General features: G+C 42.1%; 14 protein-coding genes. 5 read left to right on the top strand and 9 right to left on the bottom strand.

Annotation, left to right across the window (positions count from 1 at the left end; translation table 11 throughout):
- Nucleotides 1-16: 16 nt before the first annotated feature.
- The 7 genes from H8B17_RS20005 to H8B17_RS20035 all read right to left on the bottom strand — a co-directional run bounded on the left by H8B17_RS20005 (nt 17) and on the right by H8B17_RS20035 (nt 9,968).
- Nucleotides 17-2,038, bottom strand: coding sequence for a RagB/SusD family nutrient uptake outer membrane protein (locus tag H8B17_RS20005; RefSeq protein ID WP_190311013.1), 2,022 nt, complete (start codon nt 2,036-2,038; stop codon nt 17-19).
- Nucleotides 2,039-2,060: 22 nt separating this feature from the next.
- The gene (locus tag H8B17_RS20010; protein ID WP_223816705.1) at nt 2,061-5,597 is read right to left on the bottom strand and encodes a SusC/RagA family TonB-linked outer membrane protein; all 3,537 of its coding nucleotides are present in this window, start codon (nt 5,595-5,597) and stop codon (nt 2,061-2,063) included.
- A 180-nt stretch (nt 5,598-5,777) separates the two neighbouring features.
- A complete protein-coding gene (locus H8B17_RS20015; RefSeq protein ID WP_223816706.1) occupies nt 5,778-6,971 on the bottom strand; it encodes a FecR family protein in 1,194 nt (397 codons plus the stop codon).
- A 94-nt stretch (nt 6,972-7,065) separates the two neighbouring features.
- Complete coding sequence (gene cysM / locus H8B17_RS20020; protein ID WP_190311015.1) at nt 7,066-7,938, bottom strand: cysteine synthase CysM; 873 nt, start codon at nt 7,936-7,938, stop codon at nt 7,066-7,068.
- Nucleotides 7,938-8,747, bottom strand: coding sequence for a serine O-acetyltransferase EpsC (gene epsC / locus H8B17_RS20025; protein ID WP_190311016.1), 810 nt, complete (start codon nt 8,745-8,747; stop codon nt 7,938-7,940). The genes cysM and epsC overlap by 1 nt, the downstream gene beginning before the upstream one ends.
- A gap of 62 nt (nt 8,748-8,809) precedes the next feature.
- Entirely contained in the window at nt 8,810-9,193 is a 384-nt protein-coding gene (locus H8B17_RS20030) for a DUF3037 domain-containing protein (protein WP_190311017.1), read from the bottom strand.
- Nucleotides 9,171-9,968 (bottom strand): HipA family kinase, encoded by a 798-nt coding sequence (locus H8B17_RS20035; RefSeq protein WP_190311018.1) that lies wholly within the window; start codon nt 9,966-9,968, stop codon nt 9,171-9,173. Before H8B17_RS20035 ends, H8B17_RS20030 begins: the two co-directional genes overlap by 23 nt.
- Nucleotides 9,969-10,445: 477 nt before the next feature.
- On the opposite strand from H8B17_RS20035, the gene H8B17_RS20040 reads away from it, so the two are divergent.
- The 5 genes from H8B17_RS20040 (at nt 10,446) to H8B17_RS20060 (ending at nt 14,355) form a co-directional block, all read left to right on the top strand.
- On the top strand, nt 10,446-10,994 hold the full coding sequence (locus H8B17_RS20040) for a DUF1599 domain-containing protein (RefSeq protein WP_190311019.1): 549 nt from the start codon (nt 10,446-10,448) through the stop codon (nt 10,992-10,994).
- A gap of 4 nt (nt 10,995-10,998) precedes the next feature.
- The gene (locus H8B17_RS20045; protein WP_190311020.1) at nt 10,999-12,198 is read left to right on the top strand and encodes a BT_3928 family protein; all 1,200 of its coding nucleotides are present in this window, start codon (nt 10,999-11,001) and stop codon (nt 12,196-12,198) included.
- On the top strand, nt 12,195-12,719 hold the full coding sequence (locus tag H8B17_RS20050; protein WP_317171082.1) for a shikimate kinase: 525 nt from the start codon (nt 12,195-12,197) through the stop codon (nt 12,717-12,719). Before H8B17_RS20045 ends, H8B17_RS20050 begins: the two co-directional genes overlap by 4 nt.
- Nucleotides 12,703-13,650, top strand: a complete 948-nt coding sequence (locus H8B17_RS20055) for a glycerophosphodiester phosphodiesterase family protein (RefSeq protein ID WP_190311021.1) — start codon at nt 12,703-12,705, stop codon at nt 13,648-13,650. The genes H8B17_RS20050 and H8B17_RS20055 overlap by 17 nt, the downstream gene beginning before the upstream one ends.
- Before the next feature lie 126 nt (nt 13,651-13,776).
- Nucleotides 13,777-14,355 (top strand): hypothetical protein, encoded by a 579-nt coding sequence (locus H8B17_RS20060; protein ID WP_190311022.1) that lies wholly within the window; start codon nt 13,777-13,779, stop codon nt 14,353-14,355.
- Nucleotides 14,356-14,431: 76 nt separating this feature from the next.
- On the opposite strand, the gene H8B17_RS20065 is transcribed toward H8B17_RS20060, so the two are convergent.
- Entirely contained in the window at nt 14,432-16,459 is a 2,028-nt protein-coding gene (locus H8B17_RS20065) for a hypothetical protein (protein WP_190311023.1), read from the bottom strand.
- Nucleotides 16,407-17,225 carry an N-acetylmuramic acid 6-phosphate etherase gene (locus H8B17_RS20070; protein WP_190311024.1) on the bottom strand — a complete coding sequence of 273 codons (819 nt, stop codon included), beginning with the start codon at nt 17,223-17,225 and terminating at the stop codon, nt 16,407-16,409. The genes H8B17_RS20065 and H8B17_RS20070 overlap by 53 nt, the downstream gene beginning before the upstream one ends.
- Nucleotides 17,226-17,229: the final 4 nt, after the last annotated feature.

A 17,229-nucleotide genomic window follows, 5' to 3' on the forward strand; every position in this document is an offset into this window, starting at 1 on the left:
TTTCGCTATCAATTAATTACCACCCTGGGTTTTGTATAAGATTTCTATTCTGAAGTAATGTATTGGTTTTGATCGGCATGAGGTAGTCCTTCATCGAAAACCTCGGTTGCAAAAGCACTTTCAAGGTATAAAAATCAGCTTTATTTTCGCCTTCTTTATTCCAGCCCAAAATAGGTTGATTGTACACTTCCTCTGCCATAAGCCAGCGACGCACATCATAATAATAATGCCCTTCAAAAGCCAGTTCATTAAGACGCTCCTGACGGATAATCTCCCTCAATCCGCTCTGATTATCCGGTTTCGTCTTATACGGGGCAGAAGCATATTTTTGCCAACTATCGACCACGCCTTCCATTCCCGAACGAGCACGAATCACATCTAGATAATGATAGGCATTGTTTCCCTGAGAATCTGTCACACGAGGTCCATCGACCTCATTAAGACATTCGGCCAAGAGCAAATACAAATCTGCTAAGCGAATAATCGGAAAGGAATACGGTTCGTAAATTAATTCTACCCGCGTCGCGGTATATGTCGTCCTGAGATGCACCATTTTTTTCGTCAGATAACCCGACAAAGGATAAAAACCATACTCTACCCCATATTTAAAGCCACTCCCCATGTGCCGCATAAAATTCGGAAATGCCGGATTCGACAGGGGTTCAGAACGACCTTCCCAAATACCACCGTCAAAACCTACGGAAGCATAAAATCGCAGGGAACGATTATGATGTAACAATGCCGTTTCTTGTCCGCTTTTTATCAAAAACTTGGTATGATCTGCCTCCGGCAATTGCGTTGTATAACGATTCGCATACCAGCCATTTCGATCCCATTCGGCATCTTCCTCTATGGGTACTCCGTTAGCTGAATAAAAAGACTCCACCACGTTCAATGTAGGTGCATGCCGTTGTCCAATATCCGGAGCACCGGAGCCTGCCATATTATCCCATTCGGAATTGCTTAACATACTGGCAAAGCGCTGCAACTGTCGTGTACTCGCATTCGTCGCCCAAATAATTTCCTGATTCCAAGGCTGGGTAACAGCCTGGCGCAGGCTAATCATCGCTTTGGTCGTATCGTTAATATTGGTACTATTCACATCCGGAATAGCACCGGAGCCTGCATCGGCACTGACCAGTATACGATATCCGGCTTCCTCGGCAGAACGTATCGCCTCATCAGCCGCTGTCAAAGCTCGCTGCCATCTTTCCCGACTATCACCCTCCGGAAAAAGCTCCACTCCACGGTTATCGGTGTAGCCAAGATAATAGTTGTTGTTGTTAAAAATCGGACTCGCCGCCAACACCAGCGTCTTGGCTTTGATACTCCGTGCGATCGTTTTAGTAAAACGACCATATTCCGACGCCGGATCGATCTCCCCGACAACAGGTAAAGATTCAATCGCCTCGTCCAACAAATTGACGATATAATCCGTTACCTGATCAACCGGCTCTCGGTAAAAAGCTAATTCCTCGCCCTTTGCGGCAATAGGAATCACCTTATCCACAATTGGAATCGGGCCGTAGAGTTGAAACAAATAGAAATTAAGGTAAGCTTTAATGGTTTTCACCTCGGCGATCCACCGTTCCCGTTCCATTTCATCCATATCTCTAGGGCCTCCATCTTCCGGACCAATATGCTCCAGAAATACGTTGCAATGCCGTATCCCTTGCCATATATTTTTGGTTGCACCATTCTCACCATCCCAGAAATTCATATAAGGGTTTGCCGTATTATTTCCGTTAAAAAATAGCAGGGTGGTGCTGGTAATATGTGCCGTATTCCCTCCTGGCGTATTCAACGGATCGTATACCACATCACCACCTCCAGAAAGGCCAAGCGTATTGATCGGATCTGCAACTACAGGAAGACTTCCATAGCATGTAAACAAATATTTCTCTGCGTTATACCGATCTTTAAATGCGTCCTCCAAAACCGGTTTATCGTCCGGCAATATATCCAAGTATTTATTACATCCCACAGCGGTCAATAACAAGACTACTATCGCCGCGTATATTTTATTTTTGACTATCATATCAATGCGTTCTAACTTGTTATTAAAAATTAACCTGAACCCCTAAGTTAAATACCTTTTGTAAGGGATAAGAAAGTCCGTTCCCTCGCATTTCGGGATCCCACAACTTAAAAGCAGAAAGGGTAAAAAGATTCGTGCCACTGGCATATATCCGCGGGCTCAGTCCATAAAAATCATTTATTTTGTATCCCATTTCGACAGATTTCAAGCGAATATAACTGGCTGAGCGAAGCCAATAATTACTATTCACAAAATTATTAGCGTTACCTATCGCTTCACTTCCGGCATCTGGTGACAAGCGTGGCCATTGTGCATAGAGATCTCTATTTGTTTCAGTCCACAAACTCTCCTTAATAAAATTCAGCATCGCCCGATCCCCTCGCATTCCACCGGAGCTCACGGATACAAAAGGTGCCATGGCGCTAGCGTTCATAAAAAAGGAAAAACGGGAAGATCCCTGAATAAAGGCAGAAATATCAAAATTTTTAAATCCAAATGACCCACCTATACCATATTGGATTTCCGGATTTGTTGGATAACCCATGGGGACAATATCAAACTGGTCGATAACGCCGTCGTTATTGATATCTCTATATTTTATGTCGCCCGCCTGATATAAGGCATTGCTGCCATTCACCATCTGCACTGGTGAATTCAGCACCTCGTTGTCATCGATAAATAGACGTTCTGCGACATATCCTTGGGACTGACCTACTTTTCGTCCTACAACGGAGCGCCAAGGTGCAACACCGGAGTAATCCAACTCATCATACACGGTGATTTCCGAGGTTCCATAGGTAAAATTACCCCGCAGGATATACCACATCCCATTGAACAAGGATTTATTATAATTTAAAGTCAAATCAAGCCCCTTCCCTATCGCTTCCCCATAGTTAGTTCGCACATTGGACGTCAAGCCTACGATCGATGGAATATCCTGTCGTACCTGCACAATATTTGTTCGGTTTTCATGATACACTTCCGCAATCAATTCTAAATCGTTATTGAATAAACCTAGCTCTAAAGCTAAATTCGTTTTGTAAGAAACCTCCCACGTGATATTTGGATTAGCATAGCGCAACACCTCTATCGTTGGTCGACTAGTAAGCGAGTTAAAATTATTCCCGAAATAGCCTGCATTTGGCCCGTTTAGGTCGATGTTGGACGTAAAGAAAAAACGATCAGAATCAGACACAATGACGTCGTTACCGACTAAACCATAGGTACCACGAAGCTTCAATTTAGGTACGGCATTTCGTAAGTTGTCCCAAAAGGGTTCATCGGAAACTTGCCAGCCTAATCCGATGGATGGAAAAAAACCCCAACGAAAACGCGGATCAAAACGCTCCGATCCGTTGAGCCCGAAATTAAGCTCGGCAAAATACTTATTCCCATAACCATAGGTAAAGCGACCTGCCAACGCTACATTCCTAGATGGCAACGACGAGTCTAAATTATTCGCACTGCCATCCAAACGATCTTTAATCGAGCCTACCAACAAGGAGCCCACATCATGCTTGCCAAAGGAACGATTATACAACAAAGCGCCCTCTGCATATCCTCTTGCTTCAACAAACTTACTTCCCGCCTGGTAATCAATGTAATCATAGCCATCCTCCGGATTTAATGCTGCCAATTGATAAGGAAAGCTGTTACTTGGATCATACGTTCCTCTTATATATTGATAATAAAAAGGGTCATAACTCCGCCGGAGACTAAAACCTGAATAGCGTGTAATACTACCGATAAAGCGGGCCTTTAAACCTTTTGTAAAAGAGCCTAAATCCTGGTGCAATTCCAACTGTGTAAGCAAGGTATTGTTTCGCACATCCTCATAGCCTCGCATAATATCTGCGTAGGGATTTAAATATCCCGGGCTGCCCTCTCCGAAGTCGTTGCCGGCATTATTACCAAACAAAATTCGATCAACATATTGTGTATTATAATCTGGCTCATAGTATGCAGGGAAGAGTACCGGATTAGCCAGTAAGGTTTTACCATAGGTGTTCGCACCTCCACTCCCCGACTCACCGATAGGGCCAGTATAGTCATCGAAATTCGCACTCAAGCGGACTTTTGCTTCTAAGTTTTTCGTCAAATTCAAATTCACGTTGGAACGTACCGTATATTTTTTCAGGTTAATATTTGAATTGAAAGGGTTCTTATTATCGACCTTTAGGATACCGTTATCCTGCGAAAAAGATCCTGCCAGATAATATGTTGCGGCATTCCCTCCCCCTGTAAGATTGAGGTTTGTTCGGTGATTCAGTGAGTAATCCCTCGTTAGCATATCCTTCCAATCTACAGCTGGATACACATTCGGGTTTCTATTCGGGTCGCGGGTGAAATCAATCTTGCTTTGTGGATACGTTAGTTCGCCGTGCCTTGTCATATTTGCGATATTCGCATATTCCATATAACTAATCGGATCGGCCATATCAACCTTCGTTGTTGGCGTAGAAAGGGAGCTTTCATGCCGGAAGGAAACCTTCACCTTTCCCCGTTCTCCCTCTTTCGTCGTCACTAAAACTACACCATTAGCCCCTCTCGCTCCGTACAACGCTGTTGCCGATGCATCTTTCAAAATCGAAAAACTCGCGATATCGTCCGGATTTAATCGGGCGAGGTCTTTGGAGGTCATCTCAATATTATCAATCAAAATCAACGGAGATGTCAACCCACTCCCAAAAGAAGTAACACTACGCACAAAGAATTGTGCATCCTCTTCGCCCGGAGCGCCGGTAGATTGGTAGGCTACCAAACCCGCCATGCGACCGGCGAGCGCAGTCGTCAGGTTGCTAGACGGCGTACGCAACTCTTTCACGTTAACGGTGGTGATTGAAGACACCACACTTTCTTTCTTTTGCTTACCAAAGGCAACAACTACCGTTTCCTCGAGCTCCTCAGTATCTTTTGAAAGCCGCGTATTAATCAACCGAACCCGACCGACGACCACGGTATCCGCTAAATAGCCAATAGCCGAAAAGATCAGAGAATCGCCCTGATTGGCCTCGAGTTCATAAATACCGTCGGCATCTGTCATCGTGCCTAATTGCTGCCTTTGTACGGTGATCGTCACGCCAGCGATCGGCGTGTCGTCAAACGCATCCGTCACTTTACCGGTAATTTTATTTTGCTGATGGGGCGAAACGACGCGGACAGGTTCTCTTACCCGCACCGGAGGCTTGCTCCCCGCAACCGTGTTGGGGCGAGGTTTGATAACTATGGTATTGCCTTCAAGCAACCAGGTAGCGGCTTTGTCTTGCAGCAACACTTGCATAGTCTGGTTTATAGGCAGACCGTCAATATCAGCATGGACCTTGATCCTGCCCAGCTCTCTGCTCTTGATAAAAAACTCATATCCAGTTTGCTGTTGTATGGCCTTCATAACCTGCAACAAGGACATGCCATTCGTTTTCAAGGAAATGTCCTGCGCAACCCCCTCGGCCATTACGGTGGTCATATTCAGCAGGATAAGTGCAACGATCCATTTCATAATAAGGAGAAAACGGTTTACGGAAGACCCCTTCAGGTCTTCGGGTTTTGTGTTAAAATTCATACATTTGTACGGTTTAGATCATATTGTAATTTGTTAAAATGAAGAATTTCTCTTAAACCAGAGATAAATAATTACGATAGACCGCTAAAACAATGGCGGGCAGTGTTGGCGCACTGTCCGTTTTTTAGGACCTACTCTTCTATTGGCATTTGTGCTAATTCATCATGACTTTTGTGCTAGTTAGTTAAAAATTGTTAGTTTATTCTTTTCTCCCAAACGTTCTAATCTAAATTTGATTCCACTACTTTCGATAATTCTGAGCACCTCTTTTAGACTTTTACCTCGGCTGATACTGGCATATAGATAGGTGTGCTTCACGGTCTGATCAATCTGAAAATCAAAATCATACCAACGGCTCAGTATTTTCAGTGCTTCGCGTAACTCTAACTCTTCAAACATAAACCGGTTATCCTTCCATGCTATATATGAGCTGACATCCACCTTTTTCTTACTTAACGCCCGTCCATCGTTAAGCCCTTGTTCGCCCGGCATTAGTGGGAGGACGTTACCAGCTGCGCGCAACAACACCGCCCCTTTTACTAGGGTAGTACGGGTATCTCCTTCCTCATCAGCATAAGCCTTGATATTAAATTGGGTACCGAGTACTTCAATTTCTTGTTGTGCCGTTTTGACCAAAAAAGGGATTCTGTGACCTTGTGTAGTAAAGGGTTTTACTTCAAAATAGGCTTCTCCCTCCAACTCTACCATTCTTAATCCACCCGTAAAGTGTGAAGGATAGGTTAGCTTTGTCTCCGCATTTAGCCATACTTTAGTACCATCGGCCAAGGTAATCTGATACTGTCCCCCTCTAGGCGTTTGTATGGTGGAATATACGACCTCCTCATCACTAAGTCGTATTATGGATGTGCCGTCCTCGTAAGTCAGCTCCTCACCCAAAACTACTCCGTCCTGATCGTCGCTCAATTCGATGACGCTGCCATCCGAAAGGGTTATCAACGCTTTGTTCGTTCCCGGAGCTAGATCATGTATTTCAACATAGTGCTCTGTCAATACATGACTACGATAATATATAAAAATGAACGTCAATATCGTTAATAGCACCGCAACATAAGGTAGAAGTTTGCGGAAAATGGACATGCGGTATATTTGGCTGTTCTTACTGTCGGCATATATCTTATACAGCGTTTTGGATTTCAGTCGTTCATCCCATACACCGTTTCGTTCTCCATTTCTAAGTGCTAACCAATCCCGGATATCTTCTAAGACGATCTCTTCGTCTTCTGCTCTTTTTAACAATTCTGCATGCAATGGACTTTCCGTTACCCATTTTTCCAGAAAAAGCAGTTCCTGATCACTGATCGTGCCAGCCATCTTTTTCCTTATCAAAATTATAACGTCAGAAATGTCGTCCATCTTTTATATTCCCTTGGTAAGAGTATATACAAACGACTTGGAAAAACCTTAGTAAAAAAATGAAATATTTTTTGAAAAAATTTTTGGAGAGAGATTATCCAAATAAATCTGAGCTTAAATAACGATCCCCTCGGTCACATGCAATGAAGACAATAATACCTTCATCGATTTCGCTAGCAACTTTTAAAGCTGCGTGAAATGCCCCACCTGTACTCATTCCCACAAAAACCCCTTCTTTTCTTGCCAATTCTCGGGTGCGCTGGACGGCGTCCTGTTCAGCTATATCAATTACCCGATCTACCCGCGAAGCATCAAAAATCTTTGGAAGATAGGCTTCGGGCCACCGACGAATCCCGGGTATAGAAGATTTTTCCGTCGGCTGGCAACCAACAATCTGGATAGCTGGATTCTTATCTTTTAAGAACATCGAACATCCCATAATCGTACCGGTTGTTCCCATAGCACTTACAAAATGTGTAATCTTTCCTTCTGTATCACGCCAAATTTCTGGTCCCGTGGTCTTGATATGAGCTTTATAATTATCGGGGTTTGCAAACTGATTTAAAATAAAATATTCACCAGAAGCTGCTTTTTCCTCGGCATAATCACGACAAACTTCCATATTTTGCAACAACGTTACTTTCGCTCCGTACGCTTCCATGGTTAAGGTTCTTTCACGAGTAGATGATGAAGGCATAACGAGCTCGAGTTCTAAGCCATAAATACCGGCTATCATAGCCAAAGCGATACCCGTATTACCAGAGGTAGCTTCTATCAATTTCGTGTCTTTGGTGATTTCCCCTCTTTCCAAAGCAGAACGAATCATGTTTAAGGCAGCTCTGTCTTTTACAGAACCTGCCGGATTATTCCCTTCCATTTTTACGAAAATCTTCACGTTAGGGTTCTTGTGAAAAGAGGTAATTTCCACAAGAGGAGTATTGCCTATGGCGTCTATTAGTTTTCCCATTATACGATAGGTTTAGAGTCGATAAATTTGGAGTTAGGCTGGTGATAAACTGTAGTATAGGGGTCTACACTAGAAGTCAACCATACGTTTCCACCAATAACGGAGTGATGACCGACCACCGTTTGTCCTCCGAGGATCGTAGCACCTGCATAGATAATTACATGATCTTCGATAATAGGGTGGCGTTGGGTGTCAACCATATTTTTTTCTACACTCAGCGCGCCCAGTGTGACACCTTGATATAGCTTGACATGGTCTCCAATGATACAAGTCTCCCCTATCACCAATCCTGTTCCATGATCAATATATAAATAGCGACCTATTCGGGCTCCCGGATGGATGTCGATTCCCGTTTTCGAATGCGCATGTTCGGTCAATATACGAGGGATAAGTGGCACATTCGATTTCCATAGTTGGTGTGCTATGCGGTAAACGCATATGGCTGTAAAACCGGGATATGTGCGTATTACCTCCCGTAAACTGCGTGCCGCTGGATCACCATCCATAATCGCCTGCGCATCCGTGAGCATCACGTCGTAAATAGCCGGAAGTTCTTCGAGAAAACGATGTGCGATCAATTTGTTGTCACAATGTGAACATGCTTTTGTTTTCATCAACAATTCCAACAATTCTCCTTCGGCTTCTTCAAAAGCTTTACGAACGTCACCTACATCCTGAAAATGAGATGATTGTCGCTCAGGAAATAGTAGATGGAGCACATGCATTGCCCAATCGGCTATACGGGCGTTACTCGGCATGTCCTGCACTTCCATTTGTTTTTGATATATATGTCGATAAAATTCTTTCATTTTTATATATGAGGTTTCGTCTTTCTCCAAATTTAAGATTCCTTTTAAAAAAACTATGCCTTCTATAGTACTAATTTTTCAAATAGTTCTTGATGGGTCTCCTTCGCCGAAATGCATAAACCGGGATGCACTACCGAACATTGTATAACGGTACTTCGTTTTGCCGTTAGCCAACGGAAACGTTCCGCCTGCTCTAAAGTAGCCAGTTTCCCTCCTCCCTTATCGCCAACGCAGATACGCTGAAAAGAATCCAGGTGTTTCGTGATTAACTCCAAATCAATAGCTGGATCAAGCATTCTGCATTTAGCTTCGTCTACGTAAATCTTGACCTGTGCATATCGCTGTTTTCGACAGTAGAGTGCCACACCGACATTGATAAACTCATCACGTTCCACGCGAGGGACTACGCGTACGATAGCATACTCATACAGTGTTCTCTCGCTCATGTTCTATCTGTTTTATAAAATTTGCCGAATGGGTCAATCTTCCCAACAAAAAAGATATATATACTCGTCGGGCGTCGTCTGCACGCAATTGCCTATGCTCATCTACTAACCATTCATCAGGCACAACCTGCAATATATTCCACAAATTTTCTTCTGTAAAAAAAGGTCGGTATTGCGCATCTATTTCCGCTACCTTTGACGCAAATTTAAGCAATACATGATCTTTTATTTGTATAAACGGTTTTTCCAACTGCTCCTCCCAATTATCCCATGCATGGTGAAAATAAAGTGATGCGCCGTGATCTATCAACCAAAGCTCTTTATGCCAGATCAACATATTGGTATTCCGTACGGTACGATCTACGTTCATAAGCAGCGCATCTAGCCAGACAATCTTAGAAGCTTCGACAGCTTCTATCTCATCCACGTTCGGATCAAATGTGATAGCACCATTCAAAAAATGCACGCCCAAATTTTTCCCTACCGAAAAACGTAACAAATCCTGTATTTCCTCGTCCGGCTCCATCCGCGCGAAAGATTCGTCAAGATCTGCAAAGACTAATTCGGGCATACGAAGTCCCAAAATACGACAAAGTTCGCCTCCGATCAACTCAGCGACTAACGCTTTTCTTCCCTGTCCTGCTCCACGAAACTTGATGACATAGCTAAATCCATCGTCCGCGTCCACCAGAGCTGGTAACGACCCTCCCTCCCTAAAGGGTTTGATATAGCGTATGATACGTACATCACGTATCTCTGGTTTAAATATTTTCATTTATCTATTTATATTTCTTATTGCTGATGAGAGCTCGAGTAAATAACCGAGCTGTCATGTTGATGAATGCTTATTTATCCAGTGTAAAATTTCATGGGTATAAATGAACTCGTTACACGCGGTTATCTATACACACGAAGTCTCCCTTGCGTAGAAGTTCGTTTACTACGTCAAAGAACGGAATTATTTTTCATCCGTAAGTAATTATTTATGACTGTAAGATTTCCATGGAATAAATGAGCTCATTACACGCGGTTATTTTTTTAAAAGGCGATGAAGCTATCAGATTTATCGCCAAGGTCTGTTAAACAAGTATTCCAGAGTTCGTAAGCTAGATTTATTCATCACTCAAATGTGCCTTGGATAAATCATGATGGTTTCGTTTATAACAAATTGTATCTATTTATAGCCCATCCCTTAAACATATTCTAATTATATTTGTAGTTTGTAGAACTATCAATAGAAAAGGCAGCAATAATGGCGGACACGACTACCGAATATAATAACGTTATAAAACATTGTAAGGATTTGTTTCTGAAAAAAACAAAAGATTACGGTACTGCTTGGCGAATTATGCGTCCACCGTCTATAACAGATCAGATTTATATTAAAGCACAACGCATACGGACATTGGAAGTGAAAAAAGTTTCCAAAGTCGGGGAAGACATTTTAGGAGAATACATCGGTATCGTCAACTATTGTGTGATTGCGATGATGCAGTTAGCGTTACCCGAGGAAGCGGAAGAGAATTTAGGGTATAATATTGTAGACAAACAATATTCCGAAAAAGTTGATGAAACACGTGACCTCATGTTTGCCAAAAACCATGACTATGGCGAGGCATGGCGAGAAATGCGCATCTCTTCCTTGACAGACCTTATTCTCATGAAAATTCATCGTGTAAAACAAATTGAAGATAATGGCGGACAAACCCTTGTATCGGAAGGATTGAAAGCAAATTACCAAGACATGCTCAACTATGCTGTTTTTGCACTTATAAAATTAGGACTTGCCGAACAAAATTAGACTCATGGAAACGAACTTTACACCCACACGAAAAAAAGAAACCAATACGGCGGATATTGCATTGGGGTTTAGCCGAATATTTGTCGGTATACTTTTCATTTTTTCGGGCTTTATCAAGGCGAACGATCCTACAGGCTTTGGATACAAATTACAAGAGTATTTTCTTGTTTTCCATATGGATTTTCTCAACGATTATAGTACCTGGCTTGCTGTCCTTATCTGTGGTATAGAAATTATTCTTGGGATATTCTTATTACTGGGATTCCATAAAAACAAAGTAGCTTGGGGATTATTGCTGTTAACGCTATTTTTTCTCTTCCTGACCTTCTATTCTGCTTTTTTTGAGGTTGTGAGTTCCTGTGGATGTTTTGGCGATGCCATACCACTAACACCTTGGCAATCTTTCATCAAAGATATCATCCTACTGGTCTTCGTTTTTATTATTTTCAAATACAGGGCACATATTAAGCCGCTCATTGCCAATCCAACCATAAGGGGGCTCGTCAGTACGTTGGTTGTCCTTTTATCCTTTGGAATTGGTGTCTATACAATGTACTTTCTGCCTTTTATAGACTTTCTTCCTTATAAGGAAGGAAATAATATCCCCGCTTTACAAGTACTTCCAGAAGGAAAAGAAAGCGATGTATACGAGTATATTTACGAAATCAGACATAAACAGACGGAAGAAGTCAAAAAAGTAACCGACAAGGAGTATATGGATGGTATTTGGGAAGATGACAATTGGGAAGTTGTTGGAGAGCCAACATCGAAGCTTGTTAAAAAAGGATATCAAATCCCCATCCCAGACTTAGTGATTTCGGATGCGGAAGGAAACGATGTAACAGAGGAAATCATCACGAACCCGTATTATAACTTTGTCGTCGTGAGTACCTATGTAGACAAATTGTCTTTAGCAGATATTATCGCATTGGATCGCATCAACACCACCATTCGCGACCTAGCAACAGATTACAATCTCCGAGCCTTATTATTAACTGCAAGTCCACCCCAAGTGGCGAGAAGCCTCCATGAAGAAATGGACTTGGTGCTCGAAACATTTTATGTCGATGCTGTTCCACTTAAAAGTATGGTACGCTCTAATCCCGGGGTACTCTTATTGCAAAGTGGAACGGTTATAAAAAAATGGTCAAAAATTACGTTTCCAACGAAGGAAGAATTAGAAGAAGCGTATTTAGGAAAATGATGAATAAGCCTATATTTTTAATTGGTTTTATGGGTAGCGGGAAGACTACCGTGGGCAAGAAGCTTGCTAACTGTCTCCATATGAATTTTATTGATTTAGACCAACGGATTGTAGAACGTATCGGTATGTCGATTCCGGAATATTTCACACAATATGGCGAACGGAATTTCCGTGAGTTGGAAAGCCAGATTCTCAAAGAACAACAGGACGAACGAGCAGTGATCTCTACCGGAGGAGGAAGTCCTTGTTTTTTTGATAACATGCAGTGGATTTTGGAAAACGGTATATCCATTTATCTCTATCTCACGCCCAAAGCACTGCATACTAGACTTCAACAATCAAATATCGCTTCTCGTCCAGCTCTTCAAGGGTTGCGTGATGAAGCTTTATTACAATTTATTGAGGAAAAACTAGATGAAAGAGCACCTTTTTATAAACAGGCACATATCCATATTGACCAAATAAATACCTCTTTAGACACCATATGTCAATCCATTGAAACCTATGCAAAAAATAAATAGCCACTATTTGCTTCTTGTGTTTTTGTTGTTGTTCTGTAGCTGTTTCAGAAGCAACACCACAGCAGATACCGTTCGATTCGGCAATTCTCGGCAAGTATTTAATTTTAAAGGAATTGAGGACTTATACCGTTTCCTCACCTATTCGGAAAATAGAGTTCCGCTTGTAAGCGCACATCGGGGTGGCCCGGATACAGGCTATCCCGAGAATGCCATCGAAACTTTTCAACGCGTAGCGTCAAAAATGTCTGCCATTATCGAATGTGATATCGCACTCACGAAAGATTCTGTTCTCGTTTTAATGCATGACGAGACTTTAGATCGTACCACAACGGGAAAGGGAAAAGTAAATCAACATACGTTAGCTGAGCTAAGAGAGTTACACTTAAAAGATCCTGCAGGGACGTTAACCAACTATCGTATTCCAACGTTGGAAGAGACATTACGATGGGGCGTAGGGCAGGTTATTTTCACGCTGGATGTGAAAAGGAACGTACCTTACCAACTCGTGGTAGATGCCATCAGGAAAACAAAATCCGAAGCATATGCTGTAATCATTACTTATAGTGCCAATCAAGCGGCTGCAGTATATAACCTAGCACCGGATCTAATGATTTCGGCTTCTATAAAAAATGTAGAAGATTTGATACGTTTAAATGACCTAGATATTCCGGATACGAGACTTGTTGCTTTTATCGGTACATCGCAGGTTGACAAAAATCTCACCGATCTCTTGCATCAGCACGGTATCCTATGTATTTTGGGCACTATTGGAAACTTAGATCGCCAAGCGCAGCAAAGGGGCGAACAGGTTTACGCAGAATATATTGAAAATGGTGCTGACATATTAAGCACGGATCGTCCATTTCTAGCAGCAAAGGCATTAGATTATTACAGCAAACAACGCGGTCTCTCTTCTCCCTTTATCAATTAGCGTTCCAGTGGATAGCGTGGTTATTTCACTACATTTTCGTATAGTTTGTTTCAATTACAGCAAACAATTATGATCGCGGAACGTTATTAACTTAGATAAAATAATTTTAACGTAATAGATCGTAACATGAAGAAGTTTACATTTTTATGCCTCTTATTAGGAGGTTTCGCAATTAGCACACAAGCACAACGTGTAGAGACCACACCACAATCCTCGGCTAATGTAGGGCTAGAACCTATCAGACAAGGCAACTGGATGGTCGGAGGAGAGCTCGCTGGGCTCGGATACAATTTTGAAGCAGAATCGTTTAACATTGGGTTAAGACCACGTGCAGGTTACTTTGTATCCGACGGGGTAGCAATCGGTGCTCAAGCCAGCCTAGGGTTTGCTTCGGTTAAAGAAGGGGATAACGAGTGGACTTACGGTGTAGCACCTTTTGTACGTTACTATTTTCCGGGAGGGGCTAGTGCAAGCGGACGTTTCTTTGGTCATGGCAATGTAGGTATTGCCGGTAGTTCCAGAGGAGACGATGTATCGCTAGAACTTGGTATAGCTGCTGGATACGCTCATTTTATTACACAAACTGTCGCACTTGAAACGACGTTAGGCTACAATTACAACAAAGCTAATATCAATTCCGGAGGTGGACAAAGCGGACTTGGTGTAAGTCTTGGTTTCCAGATCTATCTGCCGGGGCAAAGATAAAAAAGGAAATAATCGTTACAGAAAAAGCACGTCCCTCACGAGTGGGATGTGCTTTTTTTATCGGTTAAGTTTTCACTTATCTGTTTTTCCATTTAATTTTGTCGATTATAATTTCCTGGACATTCAGCGGAGGTACCCCATTCTGTCCGTACCAAAAAAAAGATTCATATCCTTCATAAACAGCTTTTTCAATATGCCAGCGGTCAGGGAGGTAACTGGACACATCATTGCAATAGCCTGCAACGCTTACTTTATGATTCGGCCATATATGGCGAATTTTCATACTGTACGATGTCACCGCTTCACGAGATAACCCAACCAATTTCCATGATCCAATGTTTAATGTTTGCACATAAACCGGTAATTCCTGTCGAACCGTGTTAGTGTGGTATCGATGCTCCATCAAGTCTGCCCAACGTAAATCTTTATCGGTATATACTGTACTTCTCTGTGCAGCGATCTTCTCCCTAAACGCGATGAGTTCTTCGCGAGACATGGGCTTTATGGGAATTAAGACACTATCTACAAAAGCCGTAAGCGCTCCTGTTATTTCTTGCATTTCAGTCGAAAGCACTTCCAAAACACTTTTTGCTAAATCAGCTCCGGTCTCTCGATAATCAGCTGACACCGGATTGATATCTCCTCCACATCCCTGTACAAACAAGTTGTGGTCAGAACCAGTATGCGTAGCCAGTACATTTCTAGCTATCCCAGGAAAATTTGCACTCAATGTAAATGATTCCTCTCCTTCATTCTGAAATACGGGATGGCATCCAGCAAAAAACACGGTTCCCATAAGCTGTTGCCGTTGATTAATCACTTTAACGACATCCAATGTCCGATCCACAGGCCCTTCACTTTTTCTAACATTATCTCTTCTGTTTAAACCTATAGTAGTTTCTCCTCTCCCAAAATAAATAGACGCCGGTTCCATGTTTTCAATCGCTTTATCTGCAACCGCTATGATGTTTTTGCCAACCACGTCATTTAGATAATTGCTATCTGGTTGTTGATAAAAATGCGCCCACGTCGTCCAAGCTTGTGTGACAGGAGCAAAATGGGTATGCGAAGCATTAATCAATATTTCATCTTTGGATAAGTTATGCTTTGAAGCAATAGCTTCCTTTATTTTTTGTGTGAAGGAATAATCAATTCCACACACATCTACGGTAATGATAATTATTTTTTTATCATCATTTTGGATAACAACAGCCCCAGTTTCCATACTGTTTTCACTTTTATGCTTCCCAACAAAAAGACTTCCGTTTGTATCAAGTGCATATATACGGTCATTCGTTGCTGCCAATTGTTTTATTTTCACCGTATAGATTATATCATTATAACGTCCAATCTGTACTTTTCCGGAAGATACTTTCTTAAGCGGTATTTTCCATAATCTGTCCTCAGGATCCGAAAAGATAATATCACCATTATATATCGTGAACGCCTCTACTTCTTCCTTCGCTATCGTCGCCCATTTTACCTTATCATTATGATACTCGCCCCGGTTTATATTACCTACAGCATCAACGGAATAGAGGTGTTGTCCGCCAGATGCTATTGCCTTTAATTTCGGTGACTTCACTTTTTTGACCTTGTTTCCCTCTTTCGTAATCCATAGCTTTCCGCTTTTATCTAAGGCAAACGTCTGCTTTCCTAAAACCACAACAGCATTTAGTTCGGTAATCTCCAAGGAATTTTCCTTCCATTGCAAACTTCCCGCTGTCTGTTGTGCTGAGAACCACGTATTCTCCTTATCAAGTGCTAGCAATTTTTCTTTATCAGACGTAATCAGTTTAAACCGTTTCAGCGAATCTACAGCTTCCCATGTGGTACTAAATCGACCTTCTGCCGGCAGCCCGTATCCGGCCAATGCCAATCCAAAAATATTATCAGGCGGATCTATACTCATTTTTGCAAAACCAACTTGATAACCAGGTTGATGCTGTGCTTGACAAAGCAAGCACAGCATGCATAAAAAAAGTGTCCACATCCTCCGTTGTATATGCCTTTTTTGTGTATTCCCTCGATATAGGATATTTGGATTCATATCATTGATGTTGAAGTTGCCACTGAACGATTGCCTCTTTAACGCTACCTGCATCCATTAAAAGTTTTTTTGCTTGCTCATAGTCTGTCAGCTCTATTTTTTCCATTAATATTTTGACCGCTCGATCTATTATTTTGTGATTGATCAATGCAACGTTTACCATTCTATTATCTTCCACTCGACCAAGTTGAATCATTGTTGTCGTACTGATCATATCAAAGATTATCTTTTGTGCTGTTCCACATTTCATACGTGTACTACCTGATATGAATTCCGGTCCGGTTATTACTTCGACAGGTAGATCTGCGTTAGCAGCTATGATAGAGTTTGGGTTGCTGACAATGCAGCCTGTCGTGATATTGTTTGTACGACATTGTTTCAACCCTGCCAATACAAATGGTGTCGTACCACTGGCTGATATTCCTATGACGATATCTTTCCGTGAGACGTGTTCGTCCTGCAACATTCTCCATCCTGCTTCCACATCATCTTCTTTTTCTTCTAGTGCTTCTACCAAGTGTTCCGTTCCGCCAGCTAAGATAGAATTGAGCAGTCCCTTGGGCACGCCATAAGTTGTAGGCATTTCTATTACATCTAATACAGACAGTCGTCCTCCACTGCCCGCACCTAGGTAAAACATTCTTCCCCCGTCCTTCAGTTTTGTAACAACCTCATTGATCAGTTTGTTTAACTGTGGCAACGCTTTCTCTACAGCGAATGCTACCGTTTTATCTTCCGTATTAATAAGGTGAGTAATTTCCTCCACCGTCTTTTTCTCGAGATGACGATATCTGGAGGATTGTTCTGTTATTCTTGTCATATGT

Origin of the sequence: Sphingobacterium arenae (assembly GCF_014692505.1) — a bacterium.
Taxonomy (GTDB): domain Bacteria; phylum Bacteroidota; class Bacteroidia; order Sphingobacteriales; family Sphingobacteriaceae; genus Sphingobacterium; species Sphingobacterium arenae.

Excerpts from the sequence above, each read along its gene's own strand:
- H8B17_RS20005 (WP_190311013.1), bottom strand. The coding sequence starts at position 2,038 with ATGATAGTCAAAAATAAAATATACGCGGCGATAGTAGTCTTGTTATTG.
- H8B17_RS20010 (WP_223816705.1), bottom strand. The coding sequence starts at position 5,597 with ATGAATTTTAACACAAAACCCGAAGACCTGAAGGGGTCTTCCGTAAAC.
- H8B17_RS20015 (WP_223816706.1), bottom strand. The coding sequence starts at position 6,971 with ATGGACGACATTTCTGACGTTATAATTTTGATAAGGAAAAAGATGGCT.
- cysM (WP_190311015.1), bottom strand. The coding sequence starts at position 7,938 with ATGGGAAAACTAATAGACGCCATAGGCAATACTCCTCTTGTGGAAATT.
- epsC (WP_190311016.1), bottom strand. The coding sequence starts at position 8,747 with ATGAAAGAATTTTATCGACATATATATCAAAAACAAATGGAAGTGCAG.
- H8B17_RS20030 (WP_190311017.1), bottom strand. The coding sequence starts at position 9,193 with ATGAGCGAGAGAACACTGTATGAGTATGCTATCGTACGCGTAGTCCCT.
- H8B17_RS20035 (WP_190311018.1), bottom strand. The coding sequence starts at position 9,968 with ATGAAAATATTTAAACCAGAGATACGTGATGTACGTATCATACGCTAT.
- H8B17_RS20040 (WP_190311019.1), top strand. The coding sequence starts at position 10,446 with ATGGCGGACACGACTACCGAATATAATAACGTTATAAAACATTGTAAG.
- H8B17_RS20045 (WP_190311020.1), top strand. The coding sequence starts at position 10,999 with ATGGAAACGAACTTTACACCCACACGAAAAAAAGAAACCAATACGGCG.
- H8B17_RS20050 (WP_317171082.1), top strand. The coding sequence starts at position 12,195 with ATGATGAATAAGCCTATATTTTTAATTGGTTTTATGGGTAGCGGGAAG.
- H8B17_RS20055 (WP_190311021.1), top strand. The coding sequence starts at position 12,703 with ATGCAAAAAATAAATAGCCACTATTTGCTTCTTGTGTTTTTGTTGTTG.
- H8B17_RS20060 (WP_190311022.1), top strand. The coding sequence starts at position 13,777 with ATGAAGAAGTTTACATTTTTATGCCTCTTATTAGGAGGTTTCGCAATT.
- H8B17_RS20065 (WP_190311023.1), bottom strand. The coding sequence starts at position 16,459 with ATGCAGGTAGCGTTAAAGAGGCAATCGTTCAGTGGCAACTTCAACATC.
- H8B17_RS20070 (WP_190311024.1), bottom strand. The coding sequence starts at position 17,225 with ATGACAAGAATAACAGAACAATCCTCCAGATATCGTCATCTCGAGAAA.